The organism is Streptomyces sp. NPDC086989, from assembly GCF_044745505.1.
Lineage (GTDB): Bacteria > Actinomycetota > Actinomycetes > Streptomycetales > Streptomycetaceae > Streptomyces.
Genome location: NZ_JBIVAL010000012.1, coordinates 39140 through 58119, shown reverse-complemented (window position 1 = coordinate 58119; position 18980 = coordinate 39140). Strand labels below are relative to the sequence as shown.

Annotated in this window: 17 protein-coding genes; 12 read left to right on the top strand and 5 right to left on the bottom strand. The window is 72.8% G+C overall.

Annotation, left to right across the window (positions count from 1 at the left end; all coding sequences use genetic code 11):
- Window positions 1-141 precede the first annotated feature (141 nt).
- From ACIPK4_RS27300 to mug, 5 genes are all read left to right on the top strand, one after another.
- On the top strand, window positions 142-1482 hold the full coding sequence (locus ACIPK4_RS27300) for a hemolysin family protein (protein WP_402317020.1): 1341 nt from the start codon (window positions 142-144) through the stop codon (window positions 1480-1482).
- Complete coding sequence (locus ACIPK4_RS27295; RefSeq protein WP_402317018.1) at window positions 1479-2504, top strand: hemolysin family protein; 1026 nt, start codon at window positions 1479-1481, stop codon at window positions 2502-2504. Before ACIPK4_RS27300 ends, ACIPK4_RS27295 begins: the two co-directional genes overlap by 4 nt.
- An 82-nt stretch (window positions 2505-2586) precedes the next feature.
- A complete protein-coding gene (locus tag ACIPK4_RS27290) occupies window positions 2587-3378 on the top strand; it encodes an SGNH/GDSL hydrolase family protein (protein ID WP_402317015.1) in 792 nt (263 codons plus the stop codon).
- A gap of 71 nt (window positions 3379-3449) precedes the next feature.
- Window positions 3450-4883: an adenylosuccinate lyase gene (gene purB, locus ACIPK4_RS27285; protein ID WP_030300188.1), complete on the top strand. Its 1434-nt coding sequence runs from the start codon at window positions 3450-3452 to the stop codon at window positions 4881-4883.
- Entirely contained in the window at window positions 4880-5422 is a 543-nt protein-coding gene (gene mug, locus ACIPK4_RS27280; RefSeq protein WP_402317445.1) for a G/U mismatch-specific DNA glycosylase, read from the top strand. The genes purB and mug overlap by 4 nt, the downstream gene beginning before the upstream one ends.
- Here mug and ACIPK4_RS27275 read toward each other — a convergent pair.
- Genes ACIPK4_RS27275 through ACIPK4_RS27265 form a run of 3 tightly spaced genes read right to left on the bottom strand, consistent with a single transcriptional unit; the run spans window position 5419 to window position 7585 of the window.
- Window positions 5419-5853 (bottom strand): hypothetical protein, encoded by a 435-nt coding sequence (locus ACIPK4_RS27275; RefSeq protein WP_402317012.1) that lies wholly within the window; start codon window positions 5851-5853, stop codon window positions 5419-5421. The genes mug and ACIPK4_RS27275 overlap by 4 nt on opposite strands.
- A gap of 40 nt (window positions 5854-5893) precedes the next feature.
- Window positions 5894-6643, bottom strand: coding sequence for an ABC transporter permease (locus tag ACIPK4_RS27270; RefSeq protein ID WP_402317009.1), 750 nt, complete (start codon window positions 6641-6643; stop codon window positions 5894-5896).
- A 30-nt stretch (window positions 6644-6673) separates the two neighbouring features.
- On the bottom strand, window positions 6674-7585 hold the full coding sequence (locus ACIPK4_RS27265) for an ABC transporter ATP-binding protein (protein ID WP_402317006.1): 912 nt from the start codon (window positions 7583-7585) through the stop codon (window positions 6674-6676).
- 108 nt (window positions 7586-7693) lie between these two features.
- Here ACIPK4_RS27265 and ACIPK4_RS27260 point away from each other — a divergent pair, with 108 nt between their 5' ends.
- The 3 genes from ACIPK4_RS27260 (at window position 7694) to ACIPK4_RS27250 (ending at window position 10783) form a co-directional block, all read left to right on the top strand.
- On the top strand, window positions 7694-8869 hold the full coding sequence (locus ACIPK4_RS27260) for a sensor histidine kinase (protein WP_402317004.1): 1176 nt from the start codon (window positions 7694-7696) through the stop codon (window positions 8867-8869).
- Between the two features lie 4 nt (window positions 8870-8873).
- The gene (locus ACIPK4_RS27255) at window positions 8874-9524 is read left to right on the top strand and encodes a response regulator (RefSeq protein WP_402317002.1); all 651 of its coding nucleotides are present in this window, start codon (window positions 8874-8876) and stop codon (window positions 9522-9524) included.
- Between the two features lie 101 nt (window positions 9525-9625).
- A complete protein-coding gene (locus ACIPK4_RS27250) occupies window positions 9626-10783 on the top strand; it encodes an ROK family transcriptional regulator (RefSeq protein ID WP_054225052.1) in 1158 nt (385 codons plus the stop codon).
- A 170-nt stretch (window positions 10784-10953) separates the two neighbouring features.
- Here the strand turns inward: ACIPK4_RS27250 and ACIPK4_RS27245 are convergent, their stop codons facing one another.
- Entirely contained in the window at window positions 10954-11715 is a 762-nt protein-coding gene (locus ACIPK4_RS27245) for a GntR family transcriptional regulator (RefSeq protein ID WP_376194015.1), read from the bottom strand.
- 360 nt (window positions 11716-12075) lie between these two features.
- Here ACIPK4_RS27245 and ACIPK4_RS27240 point away from each other — a divergent pair, with 360 nt between their 5' ends.
- The 4 genes from ACIPK4_RS27240 (at window position 12076) to ACIPK4_RS27225 (ending at window position 18246) form a co-directional block, all read left to right on the top strand.
- Entirely contained in the window at window positions 12076-12942 is an 867-nt protein-coding gene (locus ACIPK4_RS27240; protein WP_402316999.1) for an alpha/beta fold hydrolase, read from the top strand.
- 114 nt (window positions 12943-13056) lie between these two features.
- Window positions 13057-14655 carry an alkaline phosphatase D family protein gene (locus ACIPK4_RS27235; RefSeq protein WP_402316996.1) on the top strand — a complete coding sequence of 533 codons (1599 nt, stop codon included), beginning with the start codon at window positions 13057-13059 and terminating at the stop codon, window positions 14653-14655.
- 170 nt (window positions 14656-14825) lie between these two features.
- Window positions 14826-16361 (top strand): GNAT family N-acetyltransferase, encoded by a 1536-nt coding sequence (locus ACIPK4_RS27230; protein ID WP_402316995.1) that lies wholly within the window; start codon window positions 14826-14828, stop codon window positions 16359-16361.
- A gap of 160 nt (window positions 16362-16521) precedes the next feature.
- Window positions 16522-18246: a DUF885 domain-containing protein gene (locus ACIPK4_RS27225; RefSeq protein ID WP_402316992.1), complete on the top strand. Its 1725-nt coding sequence runs from the start codon at window positions 16522-16524 to the stop codon at window positions 18244-18246.
- A gap of 142 nt (window positions 18247-18388) precedes the next feature.
- On the opposite strand, the gene ACIPK4_RS27220 is transcribed toward ACIPK4_RS27225, so the two are convergent.
- A complete protein-coding gene (locus ACIPK4_RS27220) occupies window positions 18389-18925 on the bottom strand; it encodes a rhodanese-like domain-containing protein (protein ID WP_402316989.1) in 537 nt (178 codons plus the stop codon).
- Window positions 18926-18980 lie beyond the last annotated feature (55 nt).

Below are 18980 nucleotides of genomic sequence, written 5' to 3'. Positions count from 1 at the left end.
GTGGCAAGCAGTCGACCGACCCGAACGAGTCGACCGACCGAACGAAAGGTGTGAGCGTCCGCCCATGGGCGAGCCCCCCAGTACCCGACATCGCGCGACACCCCTCCTCCTGGCTGATCATGGGACGGAGGTGACCGACCGATGACCGAAGCGCTTCTGCTCCTCGTGGCGCTGCTGCTCTGCCTCGCCTGCGGAGTCTTCGTCGCGGCCGAGTTCTCGCTGACCACCGTCGAGCGCAGCGAACTCGAACAGGCCGCCGAGCGCGGCGAGCCGGGCGCCGAGAGCGCCCTGGCCGCAGTCCGGAGCCTGACGTTCCAGCTCTCCGGCGCCCAGCTCGGCATCACCGTGACCGGCCTGGTCATCGGCATGATCTCCAAGCCGTCGATCGCCGCCCTGCTCCAAGGCCCCTTCGAGGCCATCGGGCTGCCGGCCGGCGCCGCCGCCTCCACCGCCCTGGTCCTGGCCACCGTGCTGTCGACCGTCGTCCTGATGGTCGTCGGCGAGCTGGTGCCCAAGAACTGGGCGATCTCCTCCCCCTTGGCCATCGCCAAGCGGGTGGCCACCATGCAGCGGCTCTTCAGCCGCGCGTTCCGGCCGTTCATCAGCCATCTGAACAGCACGGCGAACCACACGGTCCGCCGGTTCGGCATGGAGCCCGCCGAGGAGCTGGCCTCCGCCCGCACCCCGCAGGAGCTGGTGGCGCTCGCCCGGCACTCCGCCAAGGCCGGCGCGCTGGAGAAGGACACGGCCGAGCTGTTCGTGCGGACCCTGAACCTGGCCGATCTGACCGCCGAGAACGTCATGACCCCGCGCGTCCAGGTCACCGCCCTCGACGCGCAGGCCACCGCCGAGGACGTGGCGAACGCGACGCGCGCGACCGGCCTGTCGCGCTTCCCGGTCTACCGGGGCAGCCTCGATACCGTCGTCGGCACCGTCCACATCAAGGACGTGGTCGCGCTGCCCGCGGGGGAGCGCCACCGCCGGCCCGTCTCCCAGCTGATGCGCGAACCGCTCCTGGTCCCGGAGTCGCTGACCGTGGACCGGCTGCTCGACCTGCTCTCCGGCCGCCGGACGATGGCCGTGGTCATCGACGAGTACGGCGGCACGGCCGGCGTGGTGACCCTGGAGGACATCGTCGAGGAGGTCGTCGGCGAGGTGCGCGACGAGCACGACCCGCACGAGACCCCGGACCTGGCCCCCGCCGGTACGGACGCCGCCGGGCGCCGCCTGTACTCCGCCGACGGCGCCGCGCGCACCGACCAGCTGGAGCGGATCGGACTGCGCGTGCCGGACGGCCCGTACGAGACGCTCGCCGGGCTGATAGCGACCGAACTGGGCCGGATCCCGGCCGTCGGCGACCGCATCGAGCTGGGCGGCTGGCGGCTCGACGTCGTGGACGCCAGCGGGCGGCGGGCCGCGCGGGTGCTGCTGCACGCGCCGGCCGAGCCGTCGCAGGACAAGGGTGGGGAGGGAGCCCGATGACGGTGCTCCAACTGCTGATCGGCGTGGCGACCCTGGTCGTCAACGCCTTCTTCGTCGGCGCCGAGTTCGCGCTGATCTCGGTGCGGCGCAGCCAGATCGAGCCGTACGCCGAGCAGGGCGACCGGCGGGCGCGCGCCGTGCTGTGGGCCCTGGAACACGTGTCGGCGCTGATGGCCGCGGCCCAGCTGGGCATCACCCTGTGCACCCTGGTCCTGGGCGTGGTGGCCGAGCCGGCCATCGCACACCTGCTGACCCCGCTGTTCGACCTGGTGGGGGTGCCCTCGGGGGTGACGCACGCGATCTCGTTCGTGATCGCGCTGGCGCTGGCGACGTACCTGCACATGCTCTTCGGCGAGATGCTGCCGAAGAACGTCGCCCTGTCCGAGCCCGTGCGCACCGCGCTGCTGCTCGGCCCGCCGCTGGTCACCCTGACCCGGGCGCTGAAGCCGGTGATCTTCGCGGTCAACGCCTTCGCCAACCTCCTGCTGCGGCTGCTGCGGGTGGACGTGAAGGACGAGGTGGCGGCGACCTTCTCGGACGACGAGCTGGCGCGGATCGTGAAGGACTCCAGCGCGGCCGGGCTGATCGACGGCCGGGCGAGCGAGCGGCTGCACGACGCCCTGGAACTGGGCCGGCGGCCGGTCACCGACGTGGTGATGCCGCTGGACCGGGTCGTCGTGGCCCGGGAAGGCATCACCCCGACGGGCCTGGAGCAGTTGTCGGCCGAGTCCGGGTACTCCCGGTTCCCGGTGATCGACGCGCAGGGCGGGATCCTGGGGTACCTGCACGTCAAGGACGCCCTCGACGCGCACGGTCCGGAGCGGGACGAGCCGTTCCCGGTCTCCGCGCTGCGCCCGATCGCCCAGGTGCGGGCGGAGACCCCGCTGGACGACGTGCTGACCGCGATGCGGCGCAGCCGCACGCACCTGGCGGCGGTCCTCGGCTCGGGCGGGACGATGACGGGCCTGGTCACGATGGAGGACGTGCTGCGCGAGCTGTTCGGCCGGCCAGCCTCCGCCTGACCCGGCTGCCGCCGCTGCGGTGCCCCGCTGCGGTGCCCCGGCCCTGCACGGCCGGGGTACCGCGCGGTAGCATCGCTCCGCCATGGAGATGAATGCGTCTTACACCAGTTTCGTCGCGGTCGGCGACTCCTTCACCGAAGGCATGTCCGACCTGCTGCCCGACGGCTCCTACCGGGGCTGGGCGGATCTGCTGGCCGCCCGCCTGGCGGCGCGCGAGCCCGGCTTCCGGTACGCGAACCTCGCGGTCCGCGGGAAGCTGATCGGGCAGATAGCCACCGACCAGGCCCCGGTGGCGGCGGCGATGGGCGCGGACGTGGTGACCCTGGTCGGCGGCCTGAACGACGCGCTGCGGCCGAAGGTCGACATGGGCCGGGTGCGCGGACACCTGGAGGAGGCCGTGGGGCTGCTGGCGCCCACGTGCAGGACGCTGGTGCTGATGCGCTCGCCGGGCCGCAACGGGCCGGTGATGGACCGCTTCCGGCCGCGCATGGAGGAGCTCTTCGTCATCATCGAGGAACTCGCCGCCCGGCACGGCGCCCTGGTCGTCGACCTGTACGGGGCCGCGGCGCTCGCCGACCCCCGGATGTGGGACGTCGACCGGCTGCACCTGACGGCCGAGGGCCACCGACGGGTGGCGGAGGCCGTCTGGCAGGCGCTGGGCCTGCCGCCCGAGCAGGACTGGCGCACCGAGCTCCCGGCCGCCGCGCCGCCGGGCTGGGCCGCTCGCCGCTCGCAGGACCTGAGTTTCGCCCGGCAGCACCTGCTGCCGTGGGTGGGCCGCCGGCTGACGGGCCGCTCCTCCGGAGACGGCCGCCCGGCCAAGCGCCCGGAGCTGCTGCCCTTCGAGGCCGCCGCGGCCGAGCGGCTCTCGTAGCAAGGCACAATCCGGGGCGGGGCCGCCACCTGCGTAAACGCACAGCTGCGGCACAAGTAGAATCCCTACACGTGACAGCCAAGCCCCGCATCCCCAATGTCCTGGCCGGCCGCTACGCCTCCGCGGAGCTCGCCGTCCTGTGGTCCCCCGAGTACAAGGTGACGCTGGAGCGGCGGCTGTGGCTCGCCGTGCTCCGCGCCCAGAAGGACCTCGGCATCGACGTCCCGGACGCCGCCCTCGCCGACTACGAGCGCGTCCTGGAGACCGTCGACCTCGCCTCCATCGCCGAGCGCGAGAAGGTCACCCGCCACGACGTGAAGGCCCGCATCGAGGAGTTCAACGCCCTCGCCGGCCACGAGCACGTCCACAAGGGCATGACCTCCCGCGACCTCACCGAGAACGTCGAGCAGCTCCAGATCCGGCTCTCGCTGGAGCTCGCCCGCGACCGCACGGTCGCCGTCCTCGCCCGGCTCGGCAAGCTGGCCGGCGAGCACGCCGAGCTGGTCATGGCCGGCCGCTCCCACAACGTGGCCGCGCAGGCCACCACCCTGGGCAAGCGCTTCGCGACCGCGGCCGACGAGCTGCTGGTCGCCTACGACCGCCTGGAGGACCTGCTGGGCCGCTACCCGCTGCGCGGGATCAAGGGCCCGGTCGGCACCGCCCAGGACATGCTGGACCTGCTGGGCGGCGACGCCGCCAAGCTGGCCGACCTGGAGCAGCGGATCGCCGCCCACCTCGGCTTCGCCCAGGCGTTCACCTCCGTCGGCCAGGTCTACCCGCGATCGCTCGACTACGACGTGGTCACCGCCCTCGTGCAGCTGGCCGCCGCCCCCTCGTCGATCGCGAAGACGATCCGCCTGATGGCCGGCCACGAGCTGGTCACCGAGGGCTTCAAGCCCGGCCAGGTCGGCTCCTCCGCGATGCCGCACAAGATGAACACCCGCTCCTGCGAGCGCGTCAACGGCCTGATGGTCATCCTGCGCGGCTACGCCTCGATGACCGGCGAGCTGGCCGGCGACCAGTGGAACGAGGGCGACGTCTCCTGCTCCGTCGTCCGCCGCGTGGCGCTGCCCGACGCGTTCTTCGCGTTCGACGGCCTGCTGGAGACCTTCCTGACGGTCCTCGACGAGTTCGGCGCCTTCCCGGCGGTCGTGGCCCGCGAGCTGGACCGCTACCTGCCGTTCCTCGCGACCACCAAGGTCCTGATGGGCGCGGTGCGGGCGGGTGTCGGCCGCGAGGCCGCCCACGAGGTCATCAAGGAGCACGCGGTGGCCTCCGCGCTCGCCATGCGCGAGCAGGGCGCCGAGCGCAACGAGCTGCTGGACAAGCTGGCCGCCGACGAGCGGATGCCGCTGGACCGGGCCCAGCTCGACGCCCTGATGGCCGACAAGCTGTCCTTCACGGGTGCGGCCGGCGACCAGGTCGCGGCGGTGGTCTCCCGCATCGAGGCGATCGCCAAGCAGCACCCCGAGGCCGCCGGGTACACGCCGGGGTCGATCCTCTGACCCCCGACGAGCTGAACGCCGCCCGTGACCGCGTCGTCCCCGACGTGGTCGCGGGCGGTCTGCGTGTGCTGTTCTGCGGGATCAACCCGGGTCTCCTCTCCGCCGCGACGGGCCACCACTTCGCCCGCCCCGGCAATCGTTTCTGGCCGGTCCTGCACCTGTCCGGCTTCACCCCGCGCCGCCTGGATCCCTCCGAGCAGGAGGAGCTGCTGACCTACCGGCTCGGCATCACCAACGTCGTCGCCCGCGCCACGGCCCGCGCCGACGAACTGAGCGCCGAGGAGTTCCGCGAGGGCGGCCGCATCCTGACCGCCAAGGTGGAACTGCTGCGCCCGCAATGGCTGGCGGTCGTCGGGGTCACCGCCTACCGCACGGCCTTCGGCGAGCGAAAGGCCCAGATCGGCCCCCAGGAGCGGACCATCGGCTCCACCCGCATCTGGGCCCTCCCCAACCCCAGCGGTCTGAACGCCCACTGGACCGCGGAGTCCATGGCCCAGGAGTACGCCCGCCTCCGCACGGCCGCCGAGACGACTGCCTAGGGAGGGTCGATCACGGTCACCGCGGCCATGAGCTGCGGTGAGTGGTCGGTCCCCCACCGGGCCTCGTAGACGGCGACCCAGCGGTCACCGGCCCGCCAGAGGTGGAGGTCGTCGCTGGTGTCGCAGATCTCCTGCCACGGCTGCGGCGCCTCGCCGCCCTCCGTCCGCAGGCGCAGGCTGTCGAGCGTGAACCGGTCGGGCTTCCCCCAGCGCTCCTCCAGCCGCTGGACCAGTGCCTCGAACTCGGCGGTCACCTGGTCCTCGTGCGCCACGCGCTCGGCCGCGTCCTCGTCTCCGTACCACCGGCTGCCGCCCAGCTCGGCGAGGTGGTAGCCGGGCCCGCTGGTGCCCACTTCGGACCTGCCCCGGACCTCGGGGAAGTCACGCGTCCGGAGCCGGTCGATCGTGTCGAGATGCTCTGCCGTGGTCATGCCGTCAGTATCCCGGGCGCCACTGACAACTGGCCCTGCGTCACGCGTCCCGTCGGCGCACCGCCGTCCAGCCGCCGACGAGCGCGGCCAGCGCCCACAGCGCCAGCACCCCGAGCCCGCTCCAGGGGCCGAGCCGGCCGGTGGAGTCCAGGTGCATGACGAGCTGTCCCGCCTGGTCCGGCAGGAACTCGGCCACTCCGCCCGCCGCCTGGCCGACGATGAACGGCACCATGACGACGAAGGGTATGAGGATGCTCAGTACGATCGCCGCACTGCGCAGCACCGCCGTCAGCCCGGCCGCGAACAGGGCCATGAGCGTGAGGTACACACCGCTGCCGAAGGCGGCGCGGAGGGTGCCCGGGTCCCCCAGGGACAGCGCGTGCGGGCCCATCACCGCCTGGCCCAGCACGAACGTGAGCAGTCCGGTGACCTGGCCCACCAGGAAGGCGAGCACCCCCACCATGGCGATTTTCGACAGGTAGAAGCGGGTGCGGCCCGGGACGGCGGTCAGCGAGGTGCGCAGGGCGCCGCCCTGGAACTCGGCGGACAGCGCGCTCGCCCCGAAGGTGAAGGCGGCTATCTGGCCGAAGTTGATGCCGTAGAAGGCTCCGAGCAGCGGGTCCTCCCCCAGGCTGTCGGCCTCCGCTTGCCCTACCGCGGCTGCGGCCAGCACTTGTATCCCGGCGGTGGCCACGAGGATGGCGATCAGGGCCCCGAAGGTGCCCCGGAGGGACCGTATCTTGATCCATTCCGAGTGCAGGACGGGGACGGTGGGCTGAGCAGCGCTCATGGCGAAGCCTCCTTGGGTCGTGGGCGGAGATCAGCGGGTGGCGGCGAACTGGGCGTGGTCGGCGGTGAGGTCGAGGTAGGCCTGTTCCAGTGAGGCGCGTTCGTCGGAGAGTTCCAGCACGGGGACGCCTTCGCGGGCCGCCATGGCGCCGAGTTGCTCGGCGTGTATGCCCTCGACGGTCCAGCGCCCGTTGTCCGCGCTCGCCATCTCGAAGCCGTCCCGGGCCAGGACGGCCCGGAGCAGGACCGGGTCGGAGGTGCGCAGACGGACCTTCGGGGTGCTGCGCGCCTCGATGAACTCCTCCATGGAGGAGTCGGCCAGCAGCCTGCCCTGACCGAGGACGACCAGGTGGTCGGCGAGCGCCGCGGTCTCGGTCATCAGATGACTGGAGACGAGCACCGTGCGGCCCTCCGCGGCGAGGCCCTGCATCAGCTCGCGGATCCAGATGATGCCTTCGGGATCGAGCCCGTTGGTCGGCTCGTCCAGCAGCAGGACCGCGGGGTCTCCCAGCAGCGCGGCCGCTATGCCCAGACGCTGACGCATGCCGAGCGAGAAACTCTTGATCCGACGCTTCGCCGCCGAGGCGATCCCCGACTGTTCCAGCACCTCTTCCACCCGCCGCGCAGGGATGCGGTTGGCTGCGGCGAGGAAACCCAGGTGGTCCCGGGCGGTGCGCCCGCCGTGGGCGGCCTGTGCGTCGAGGAGGGCGCCGACCCGGTGGAGCGGGTCGGGGAAGTCGGTGAACCGCTGCCCGTCGATCGTGGCCGTCCCGGACGTGACCCGGTCCAGACCCAGCAGCAGGCGCATCGTGGTGGACTTGCCGGCGCCGTTGGGGCCCAGGAATCCGGTGACCCGGCCCGGCAGGACATCGAAGGTGAGGTGGTCCACGGCCCTGGTGCGGCCGTATTCCTTGGTCAGTTCTCGGATCTCGATCCTGTTCATGGCTCAAGACTCGCCGTCCGCCCCCTCCCCCTCCCTCCCCCATGCGAGGGTGCCGTCTCCCCCACGTGGGGGAGACGCATCCGGGCCGGTCACTGCCACGATGGGGTCATGTACCGACTGCTCCGTGCCCCGCTCCAACCGGTGACCTACTCACGCTGGTTGCATCTGTGCGTGCCCATGCTGCTGCTGGCCGTGTGGATGTTCATAGGGCCGGAGATGCCGTGGATGCCGTTGGTCATCGTCATACCGTTCGGGCTGGTGCCCTGGGTGCGGCTGGCCGAGGGGCTGCAGGCGCAGTTCCTGCTCACGCCGAACGACCACGGCAACCCGGAAAGCGCCATCAGCGCCACCCCGTCGGCGCGTTGGGGAGACCGGTGGCGGACGCTGCTGTGGCTGGAGACCCGGCTGGTCATCGCGCTCGTCGCCATGCTCGCGACCGTGTGGCTGCCGGTGATGACCGTCGAACTGATCGCCACGGCCTTCGGTCACCCGATCCACGCGGACCCCATGGTGCCCCTCGTTCCGCCCCGGTGGATCGCCGCGCTGCTCGCCCCGCTGCCGTTGGTCCTCCTCATCGTCATAGTGGTGCTGCTGGGCGAGCTGGTCACCGCGGCGGCGCGCCGGCTGCTGGGTCCTTCGGCGGCCGAGCGGCTCACCGCACTGGAGGCGCGCACCGAGCAGCTGTTGGAACGCACCCGCATCGCGCGGGAGCTGCACGACTCGATCGGGCACGCCCTGACGGTGGCCGTCGTACAGGCGGGGGCGGCGCGGGCGGCCGGCAATCCGGAGTTCACCGACCGGGCGCTGAGCGCGATCGAGGAAACGGGACGGGCCGCGCTGGAGGACCTGGAACGGGTGCTGGTGGTCCTGCGGGAGTCGCCGCAAGCCGTTTCGCAGCGGCCGACGCTGACGGAGGCCGACCGGCTGCTGGATTCGGCCCGGGCGTCGGGGTCGGAGGTGGACGCACAACTGACGGGTCCGCTGGATCAGTTGCCGGGCCCCGTCACCCGGGAGGGCTACCGGATCCTGCAGGAGGCGCTCACGAACGTGCTACGGCACTGCGGTCCGGTGCCCGTGCGGGTCCGGGTGGAGATGGCCGTCGGCAGGCTGGACATGGAGGTCACGAACCCGCTGCCGGAGGGACCCACCGTCATGTCCGGCAGCGGGAGCGGGCTGCGCGGGATGCGGGAGCGGGCCGCGCTGCTCGGCGGGGAGGCCGAGACCGGTCCGTACGAGGGCAGTTGGAGAGTGCGCGCACGGCTTCCGCTGGAGCGAATAGGCTGACCGGATGCCGGTTACCGTTCTGCTCGTCGATGACGAACCCCTGGTGCGTGCGGGTCTGCGTGCCGTTCTGGATGCCCAGCCCGACATCGCGGTGGTGGGTGAGGCGGCCGACGGGGCATCCGTCGTCCCGCTCGTCCGCCGGCTGAGGCCGGACGTGGTGGCCATGGACGTGCGGATGCCGCTGCTCGACGGGATCGAGGCGACGCGGGCCGTGCTGCGGACCGTGGACTCCCCGCCGAAGATCCTCGTGGTGACCACCTTCGAGAACGACGAGTACGTCTACCAGGCACTGCGCGCCGGCGCGGACGGATTCCTGTTGAAGCGGGCCCGCCCCTCCGAGATCGTGCACGCGGTACGGCTGGTGGCGGAGGGTGAGACGCTGCTGTTCCCCGCGGCCGTGCGGGCACTGGCCGCGGAGTACGGGAACCGGCAGGCCCGGGCCGCGCTGGAGCGGGCCTCACTGACCGAGCGCGAGGAGGCAGTGCTGCGGCTGATGTCGCGGGGGCTGACGAACGTCGAGATCGCCCGCGAGCTGATCGTCGGTACGGAGACGGTGAAGTCCCACGTGAGCGCGATTCTGGGCAAGCTGGGGGCGCGGGACCGGACGCAGGCCGTGATCACGGCGTACGAGTCGGGGTTCGTCGCCCCGGCCTGAGAGGAGCAGCCGGTTCCGGCCGATGGGGGGCTGCTTCTCGCCGCCGGCCCGGGGGCGCAGTACGATCCGGCAGACAGGCTCGCCAGCTGGGAGGACACACGTTGGGGCAGCTGACCGGCGGGGATCCTTCTCTGCTCCGGCGGATCAATTCGGCCGTGGTGCTGCGGGCACTGCGGGCGGCCGAGTCGCCGACACTCACGGACCTCACCCGGGTGACCGGGCTGTCCCGGCCCACCGTCGAAGGTGTGGTCGAGGGACTGATCGGGACCGGGCTCGTCGTCGAGGCCGGTGCGGAGGAGGGTGCACGGCGCCAGGGCCGGCCCGCCCGGCGCTACCGCTTCCGGACCGAGGCGGGGCACCTGCTCGGCATCGAGATCGGCTCGCACCGGGTCGCGGTGCTGCTGTCCGGGCTGGACGGGCGGGTGATCGGCGCCGGCACCAAGGAGGTCGCCGAGACGGCGTCCGCGGACGAGCGGCTGGAGCGCGTGCGGGCGGCGGTGGCCGACCTGCTGCGACGGGCGGGCGTACCGCGCGACTCGCTGCGGGCGGTCGGTGTCGGCAGCCCCGGGATCGTTGAGGCGGACGGCACCGTGCGCCTCGGGACGGCCCTGCCGGGCTGGACGGGGCTGCCGCTCGGCGAGCGGTTGCGGCGCTCGTTCCGCTGCCCGGTGCGGGTGGAGAACGACGCGAATGCGGCGGCGGTCGCGGAGCACTGGAAGGGTGCCGCGCAGGACTCCGACGACGTGGTGTTCGTGATGGCGGGGCTCAGCCCCGGCGCGGGTTCGCTGATCGGGGGACGGCTGCACCGGGGGTTCGGCGGGGCGGCCGGCGAGATCGGCGCCCTCCACCTGCTGGGCCGCGACGTCACGCCCGAGAAGCTGCTGTCCACCACCGGAGAGCCGTTGCACCCGCTGGACGAGCAGGCGGTCGCCGAGGTGTTCGCAAAGGCCCGGCGGGGCGACGAGCGGGCCGTGGCCGCGGTGGAGCGGTTCATCCAGCGGCTGGTGCACGACGTGGCGGCGCTGGTCCTGGCCATGGATCCGGAGCTGGTCGTGGTCGGGGGTTGGGCGGCCGGCCTGCACGGGGTGCTGGATCCCCTGCGCCGCGAGCTGGAGCGGTACTGCCTGCGCCCACCGCGGGTGGCACAGTCCCTGCTCGGCGAGGCCGCGGTGGCCACCGGGGCCCTGCGGCTGGCGCTGGACCACGTGGAGGAAGAGCTCTTCGCGGTGGAGAAGACGGTCACCACCCGCCGCCGCTGACCGGCGTGCTCCCGGCACACCTCCGGAACGGCGAACGGCCCGCCCGGGTGTCCCGGGCGGGCCGTTGTCGCGCAGGCCGCCGTTGTCCTGCACGCCGCCGTTGTCGTACAGGCCGCCGTTGTCGCGCAGGCCGCCGTTGTCGTACAGGGCGCCGTTGTGGGGCGGCCCGGTCAGGAGGCCGCGCGGGTTTCGTGGCTTATCTCCACGGCCCCCGAGTCACCGAAGGTCAGGCGGCAGGTGTCCGCGCGGTACGTGGCGACCGAGACGGCGGCCGTTCCCGCGGCGGTGAAGTAGCGGGTGGTGACCACGAGCACCGGTGCGCCCGGCAGGCGGTCCAGTTCCTTGGCGTCGTCGGCACGGGCCGAGCCGAGTTCCACCGAGCGGTCCTGGCCGTCCAGGGCGAGCCGCTGGAGCTCGCGCAGCACGGCGCGTGCGCGGGCGGGTCCGGCCGGGGCGTCGATGGCGGACAGGCCGGGCACGGAGGCGGCCGGCACGTACAGCAGTTCCGCGGCGACGGCCTGGCCGTGGGAGACGCGGGTCCGACGCACGGTGTGCACGGGCTGGTCGGCGGCGGCGCCGAGGAGCTTCAGCACGGCGGGGGACACCACGGCGGTGTCGGCCACGTCCACGATCTCCCAGCCGTCGGCGCTCTCGCCGGGCCAGCTGTGCTCCGTACTGCCGACGGCCACACCGACCCGCGGCGGGGCGACGGTGGTGCCGACCCCACGGCGGCGCTGCAGCCGTCCTTCGAGTTCGAGCTGTTCGAGGGCCTGGCGCAGGGTCGCGCGGGCGACTCCGAAGCGGGCGGCGAGCTCACGCTCGTTCGGCAGGACCTCGCCCACCGCGAAGTCCTGGTCGAGCGCCTCGCTGAGAACGGTCTTCAGGTGCCAGTACTTCGGCTCCGGCACCGTTTCGAGCTGCGTGGTCCCCACCCTGATCCTCCTGCCATCGCTGCAATCGCCGTGTTCCAGCGGCAGTTCTGCGCCTTTGTTTATTAAAGGTTCCTGCACTATCCCAGCCGACGATAGGACGGCGCACCCCCTTGGTCAAGACCAATCCTCACCCCTTTACCGGGCAGATCGGGCATACGTATCAAGCCGTTCATGCGATGTTCTCGCGCACTCCGACGCCGCACTGCGACGCCGAACCGGAACGCCTCGCCCGACGGGGCTCGCCCCGAAGTCACCCCGACACGCGCCGGAGGCTTGTCCCCTCGTACTACCGGGCGGTAATCATGGCGGTAGTCATTACTGACAGCCTGTCTCACACGCGTCCACCCGACGAGGAGCAGCATGACCGCAACGGTCTCCTTCCCGATCGAATCGCCGCTGGGCCCCCGTACCGCCACCGTCGCCTATGAGCGCAAGGGCACCGGCGCGCCGCTGCTCCTGCTGCACGGCATCGGCCACCACCTCCAGGCCTGGCACCCGGTGACCGACATCCTGGCCGCCGAGCACGACGTGATCGCCGTCGACCTGCCCGGCTTCGGGGTCTCGGATCCGCTGCCCGAGGGAGTCCCGTACGACCTCGGCAACGTCGTCCCCGCGCTCGGCGCGCTCTGCGCGGCGCTCGGCGTCGAGCGCCCGCACGTCGTGGGCAACTCCCTCGGCGGGCTCCTCGCCCTTGAGATGGGCCGGAGCAACCTGGTCCGCTCGGTCACCGCGCTCTCCCCCGCCGGGTTCTGGACCGAGGCCGAGCGCAAGTACGCCTTCGCCACGCTGCGCGCGATGCGCGTCGGCGCGCTCACCCTGCCCCAGTCCACGCTGGAGCGGCTCTCGCGCAGCTCCGCCGGCCGGGCCGCGCTCACCGGCACCATCTATGCCCACCCGGCCCGCCGGTCGCCGGAGGCCGTGGTCGCCGAGACCCTCGCCCTGCGGGAGGCCACCGGCTTCGAGGAGACGCTGGCCGCGGGCCGCTCCGTACGGTTCACCTCGGACGTGCCCGGCCTGCCGGTCACCATCGCATGGGGCTCCCGTGACCGGCTGCTCCTGCCCCGGCAGGGCGTCCGCGCCAAGCGCACCGTGCCGGACGCGCGGCTGGTCCGGCTCCGCGGATGCGGTCACGTCCCCATGAACGATGACCCGGCGCTGGTCTCGCGCGTGGTTCTGGACACGGTGCGTGCCACAACCGGCCATTTCGGCCGAGGGACTGACGGCTGAGCGGCTGAGCGGCTGACGGCTGTTCATCCACGGTTCGGTTGCACGACGCGGGCGGGCCGGTGTGCGTCGGCACACTGGTCCGACCCGTCCCCGCCGGCCCCTGGAGACGCTCCGATGGCACCCATTCCGCACTCCCGACGGTCCCTGCTCGGCGGTTCACTCGCCGTTCCGGTGGGCCTCGCCCTGTCCGGGGCGCTCGCCGCGCCCGCGTTCGCCTCGCCCGCCACCGCCGCGGCGGCGTTCACCCGCTCCGGGCGCCCGGGCGCGCCCTGGGGCACCCAGTCTGGTGAGATCACCGCGCACTCGGCCACGATCTGGACGCGCTCCGACCGTCCGGCACGGATGTACGTCGAGACCTCCCCGAGCGAGTCGTTCCGCTACGGCGTCCGGCGGCACGGCGGCCCGTTCCTCGGTCCCGCCACCGACTTCACCGGCACGACCACCCTGCGCGACCTCCCGCCCGGGCAGCAGATCCACTACCGGGTGACCCTGGCCGACCCCGACGACCCGCGCCGCACCGGCGAACCCGTCTCCGGCACCTTCCGGACCACACCGGTCTCCCGCCGTCGGCACGTGCGCTTCCTGTGGTCCGGGGACCTCGCGGGCCAGGGCTGGGGCATCAACCCGGACCTCGGCGGCTACCGGGTCTTCGACGAGATGCGCCGGCTCGACCCGGACTTCTTCCTGTTCAGCGGGGACACGATCTACGCCGACGGCCCGATCCAGGCCTCCGTCCCCCTGCGCGACGGCAGCGTCTGGCGCAACATCACCACCGAGGAGAAGGCGAAGGTCGCCGAGACCCTCGACGAGTTCCGCGGGAACTTCCGCTACAACCTGCTCGATCGCAACCTGCGCGAGTTCAACGCCCAGGTGCCTGTCCTCGCCCAGTGGGACGACCACGAGGTGCGCAACAACTGGTATCCCGGCCAGGTGATCGACGACCCGCGCTACACGGTGCGCGACATGGACACCCTCGCGGGCCGCGCCCGCCGCGCCTTCGGCGAGTACTTCCCCGTCACCGACCTCCGCGGCGGGCGCGCGGAGGGCCGGATGTACCGGGTGATGCGGTACGGGCCGCTGCTCGACGTCTTCGTCCTCGACATGCGGACCTACCGCGACGCCAACTCCCCCGGCCGCCAGACCGTGGACCCCATCGGCATCCTCGGCCGGGAGCGGCTGGCCTGGCTCAAGCGGGAGCTGTCCCGTTCTCGCGCCACCTGGAAGGTCATCGCCGCGGACATGCCGCTGGGCATCGTCGTGCCCGACGGGGCGGAGAACTTCGAGGCCGTCGCACAGGGCGACCCGGGCGCCCCGCTCGGCCGCGAGCTCCAGATCGCCGAGCTCCTGCGCCACATCAAGCACCAGCGCATCACCGGCACACTGTGGCTCACGGCCGACGTCCACTACACGGCCGCGAACCACTACGCCCCCGAGCGGGCCGCGTTCACCGACTTCGCACCGTTCTGGGAGTTCGTCTCCGGTCCCGTCGGCGCGGGCGGGTTCCCGGCGGGGAAGCTCGACGCCACGTTCGGCCCCGAGACCGCGTACGTCCAGTCGGCTCCGCTCGCCAACATGTCGCCGTCCGAGAACCCCCCGTACTACGGCGAGGTCGACATCGACGGTGACAGCGGGGAGCTCACCGTCCGGTTGCGGCGCCAGGGTGGCGGCGTACTCTTCACCACCTCGCTCCAGCCGGGACGCGTGGGCCAGTAGGGACGGAAGGGGTGGCGGGGGCGGGGGCGCGAGCGGAAGGGGCGGCGGGGGCGCGGGCGGAAGGTCTGCGAACCGGCCGGAGAACCGGGCCAAACCGACCAGACGACACTTAACCAGTCGGTCACAGATCGTTCGTGATCACGCAACACCCCTGCGCCACAGTGACATGCATGACTGAACGCACCCACGCCCCCGCCCAGCGCCCCCACCGCCACCACTGGCGCCGCGACATCGTCGAGCTGGCAGCACTGTTCTGCGCCGTCGCGGTCGCCGACGGCATCGCCAATCTCGTCGCGCACGGTCCCGAGGGCCCGTTCCTGCTCGTCGCCTCCGCCGTCGCGCTCCTGATCACGGCGGCGTTCCACACCTGGTGGGCGCGGCGTCACAGCCATGCTCCGCCGCCCCTGCGAACAGCCCCGTCCGCTCCGGCCCGGGCAGCCGGGTCCGAGCCGGCCCCCGCGCCGGAGTCCGGGTCGCAGTCCGGGTCGGAGCCGGCGACCGCCACCACCTCCCTGTGGCGGATGCGGACGACCGTGCGCGACGAACCCGGCAGCCTCGCCTCGATCTGCACCGCGCTCGCCCACCACGGCGTGGACATCCTGACCCTCCAGACCCACCCGCTCCCCGAGGGCGGCACCGTCGACGAGTTCCTGCTGCGCGCCCCGCAGCAGTTGCCGGCCGGCGACCTCACCCGGGCCATCGCCGGCGCCGGCGGCCACAGCACCTGGATCGAGCGCGCGGACGCGCACGATCTGGTCGACACCCCCACCCGCGTCCTGGGGCTGGCCACGCGCACCGCCCTGGACGCCGCCGAGCTGCCCCTCGCGCTGCGCCAGTTGCTCGGCCGCTGCACCATCCACTCGATCCCGGCCACCACCCTCTCCGGCCGCCCCAACGCGGGCGCCGACGCCCCGGTCGAGGGCGTGCTGGAGGAGACGGTGATGCGCCTGCGCGACCCGTCGGGCGGTGCCATCACCGTGGAGCGCCCCTACCTGCCCTTCACCCCCACCGAGTTCGCCCGGGCCCGCGCACTCGTCGAGCTCGACGCCCGGCTCGGCCCGCGCGTCCCGCACGGCCACGACGTACTGACCCTGCCCGAGGGCAACGAGATCACCGTGCGCCGTGCGGACGGGTCCGACCTCGCCGCCGCCCGCGCGATGCACGACCGCTGCTCCGAGCGCACCCTCGGCCTGCGCTACCACGGGCCCGTCTCCGACGCCGACCGCTACCTCGCGCACCTGCTGAGCCCCCGGTTCGGCCGCACCCTCGCCGCAACCACCGCGTCCGGCAAGCTCGTCGCCCTCGGCCACCTGCTGTGGGACGGGGACGAGACCGAGGTCGCGCTGCTGATCGAGGACGACTGGCAGCGCCGCGGGATCGGCACCGAACTGCTGGGCCGCCTGATCGCGATGGCCGCCGAGACCGGCTGCGACAGCGTGTACGCGGTCACACAGGCCTCCAACACCGGAATGGTCGCGGCCATGCGGGGTCTGGGTCTCCCCCTCGACTACCAGATCGAGGAGGGCACCCTGGTGATCACGGCCCGGCTGGACGCCACACGGGGGGAGGCCACGCGGGGGGAGGCCACACGGGGGGAGGCCACGCGGGGGGAGGCCACACGGGGGGAGGCCACGCCGGCCGTTTCCCGGGTCCCGTACGAGCTGCCCCGCGCGCAGCATCCGTACGGGCAGCGGCACGGGCACTGAGCCACCCTGCGGCGGGTTCCGGCCGGGCGGCGTGAACCCGCCCCCGGCCGGGGCCGGTCGACGGCCGGGGGCGCCAGGACGGCCACTGCTTCCCTGCACGTCAGGAGGCTGACAGCGAACGGTGATGACGCGGGGCCGTTCGCCGTACGAAGATGGCCGCATGTCAGAGACCCTTCGCAGCGACAGCGCTTCCCGGCTGCCCCGTCAGGTCGCCGACGCATACGTCGACGACCTCATCGCCATCGATCCGATCACGGGCACCTATCTCGGTGTCGCCGCGAGCTCCAGCCGGCTCCCGGACTTCTCCCCGGCCGGCCGTGCGGCCGCCGCCGAACTGTCCCGCTCCACCCTCGCCCGCCTCGACGCCGCCGAGCGCCTGCCCGGGGCGGACAGCGACGCCGAGCGCCGCTGCGCCCGCCTGCTGCGCGAGCGCCTCACGGCCGAACTCGCGGTGTACGAGGCGGACGAGGACCTGCGCGCCGTCAGCAACATCCACTCGCCCGCGCACTCCGTCCGCGAGGTCTTCACGCTGACCCCGGCCGACACGGACGAGGAGTGGGCCGCGATCGCCGAGCGGCTCCGCGCTGTCCCCGCCGCGCTCGCCGGCTACCGCGAGAGCCTCGGACTCGGCCTGGACCGCGGCCTGTACGGGGGTCCGCGCGCCACCGCCACCTTCATCGGCCAGCTCACCACCTGGGCGGGCGAGGACGGCGACGGCGCCGACGGCCAAGCCGACGGCGAGAGCTTCTTCGGCGCTTTCGTGTCCCGCGGCCCGGAGTCGCTGCGCTCCGGGCTGGAGGAGGCGGCCGCCGGTGCGACCTCCGCCGTCGCGGAGCTGCGCGACTGGATGCGGGACGTGTACGCGCCCGCCGTCGCGGGAGAGCCGGACCCGGTGGGCCGCGAGCGCTACGCCCGCTGGTCGCGCTACTTCAACGGCACGGACCTGGACCTGGACGAGGCGTACGCCTACGGCTGGTCCGAGTACCACCGGCTGCTCGCCGAGATGAAGGCCGAGGCGGCCAAGATCCTGCCGGGCGCAGGTCCTTGGGAGGCGCTGAAGCACCTCGACGAGCACGGCACCCACGTCGAGGGCGTCGAGCAGGTCCAGTCCTGGCTCCAGGGCCTGATGGACGAGGCCATCGCGAACCTCGACGGCACGCACTTCGAGCTCGCCGAGCGCGTGAAGCGGGTCGAGTCCATGATCGCCCCGCCGGGCGGTGCGGCGGCCCCGTACTACACCAACCCGTCGGAGGACTTCTCCCGTCCCGGGCGCACCTGGCTGCCGACGATGGGCCAGACCCGGTTCCCGGTGTACGACCTGGTCTCCACCTGGTACCACGAGGGCGTTCCGGGCCACCACCTCCAGCTCGCGCAGTGGACGCACGTCGCGGACCAGCTCTCCCGCTACCAGGCCTCCATCGGCATGGTCAGCGCCAACGTCGAGGGCTGGGCGCTGTACGCGGAACGCCTGATGGACGAGCTGGGCTACCTCAAGGACGCCGAGCAGCGGCTGGGCTACCTCGACTGCCAGATGATGCGCGCCGCGCGGGTCATCGTGGACATCGGCATGCACCTGGGCCTGGAGATCCCGGCGGACTCGCCGTTCCACCCGGGCGAGCGCTGGACGGTGGACCTGGCGCAGGAGTTCTTCGGTCAGCACAGCGGCCGGCCGGCGGACTTCATCGAGAGCGAGGTGACCCGGTACCTGTCGATGCCCGGGCAGGCGATCGGCTACAAGCTGGGCGAACGGGCCTGGCTGCTCGGGCGGGACAACGCCCGGGCCGCGCACGGCGACTCCTTCGACCTGAAGGCCTGGCACATGGCCGCGCTGTCGCAGGGTTCGCTGGGCCTGGACGACCTGGTGGACGAGCTGTCGAAGCTCTGACCCTGTGCGGGCCGGCATACCGGCCTGCCCGCACACCGGCCCGGTACGTGTGCGGCCGGCACGCGTACGGGCCGCCCGCTCCCTTCGGAGTGGGCGGCCCGTACGGGTCGCGGCGCGCAGTGGGTGACGCAGCGGGCTCGCCTCAGCAGCCGCAGTCGTCCGAGTCGGTGGGCGCGGTCAGCGGGTCCGCCTCGGTGCGCTGCTGGTTTCCCTGCCAGGTCTCGACCTCGAAGCCCTCGCGGATCCAGTACTCGATGCCGCCGAGCATCTCCTTGACCTGGAAGCCGAGCTGGGCCAGGGCGAGGGCGGAGCGGGTGGCGCCGTTGCAGCCGGGGCCCCAGCAGTACGTGACGACGGGGAGGTCCTTGTCGAGGAGCTGCTCGGCCTGCTCGGGGATGAGGGCCGTCGGCAGGTGGATCGCGCCGGGCACGTGGGCCTGGTCCCAGGCCGGGGTGGAGCGCGAGTCGATCAGCTGGAAGCCGAGTGCGGCGCCCTGCTCCCGGTGGGCCTTGAAGGCGGCGGCGACATCGGACACGTCCGCGTGGAAGGCGAGGCTCGCCGCGAAGTAGGCGGCGGCCGCGGCCGGGGTGGCCGGGGGCACCCGGAGCACGGGGTTGGCGGTGGCGGCGGCCGGGAGGGCGCCCGCTTCGGTGAGCTGCGTCGTCTGCGTGGTCGTCATGGCTTCGAATCTACGAGGCACTGATCATCTCGGGAAGTGCCATTCCCCGGCCTTC

Bases quoted from the DNA above. Each gene is read 5' to 3' on its own strand.
- ACIPK4_RS27220 (WP_402316989.1), bottom strand. From the start codon at position 18,925: ATGACGACCACGCAGACGACGCAGCTCACCGAAGCGGGCGCCCTCCCG.
- ACIPK4_RS27290 (WP_402317015.1), top strand. From the start codon at position 2,587: ATGGAGATGAATGCGTCTTACACCAGTTTCGTCGCGGTCGGCGACTCC.
- ACIPK4_RS27300 (WP_402317020.1), top strand. From the start codon at position 142: ATGACCGAAGCGCTTCTGCTCCTCGTGGCGCTGCTGCTCTGCCTCGCC.
- ACIPK4_RS27255 (WP_402317002.1), top strand. From the start codon at position 8,874: ATGCCGGTTACCGTTCTGCTCGTCGATGACGAACCCCTGGTGCGTGCG.
- ACIPK4_RS27230 (WP_402316995.1), top strand. From the start codon at position 14,826: ATGACTGAACGCACCCACGCCCCCGCCCAGCGCCCCCACCGCCACCAC.
- ACIPK4_RS27295 (WP_402317018.1), top strand. From the start codon at position 1,479: ATGACGGTGCTCCAACTGCTGATCGGCGTGGCGACCCTGGTCGTCAAC.
- ACIPK4_RS27265 (WP_402317006.1), bottom strand. From the start codon at position 7,585: ATGAACAGGATCGAGATCCGAGAACTGACCAAGGAATACGGCCGCACC.
- ACIPK4_RS27240 (WP_402316999.1), top strand. From the start codon at position 12,076: ATGACCGCAACGGTCTCCTTCCCGATCGAATCGCCGCTGGGCCCCCGT.
- ACIPK4_RS27270 (WP_402317009.1), bottom strand. From the start codon at position 6,643: ATGAGCGCTGCTCAGCCCACCGTCCCCGTCCTGCACTCGGAATGGATC.
- ACIPK4_RS27275 (WP_402317012.1), bottom strand. From the start codon at position 5,853: ATGACCACGGCAGAGCATCTCGACACGATCGACCGGCTCCGGACGCGT.
- ACIPK4_RS27225 (WP_402316992.1), top strand. From the start codon at position 16,522: ATGTCAGAGACCCTTCGCAGCGACAGCGCTTCCCGGCTGCCCCGTCAG.
- ACIPK4_RS27235 (WP_402316996.1), top strand. From the start codon at position 13,057: ATGGCACCCATTCCGCACTCCCGACGGTCCCTGCTCGGCGGTTCACTC.
- ACIPK4_RS27260 (WP_402317004.1), top strand. From the start codon at position 7,694: ATGTACCGACTGCTCCGTGCCCCGCTCCAACCGGTGACCTACTCACGC.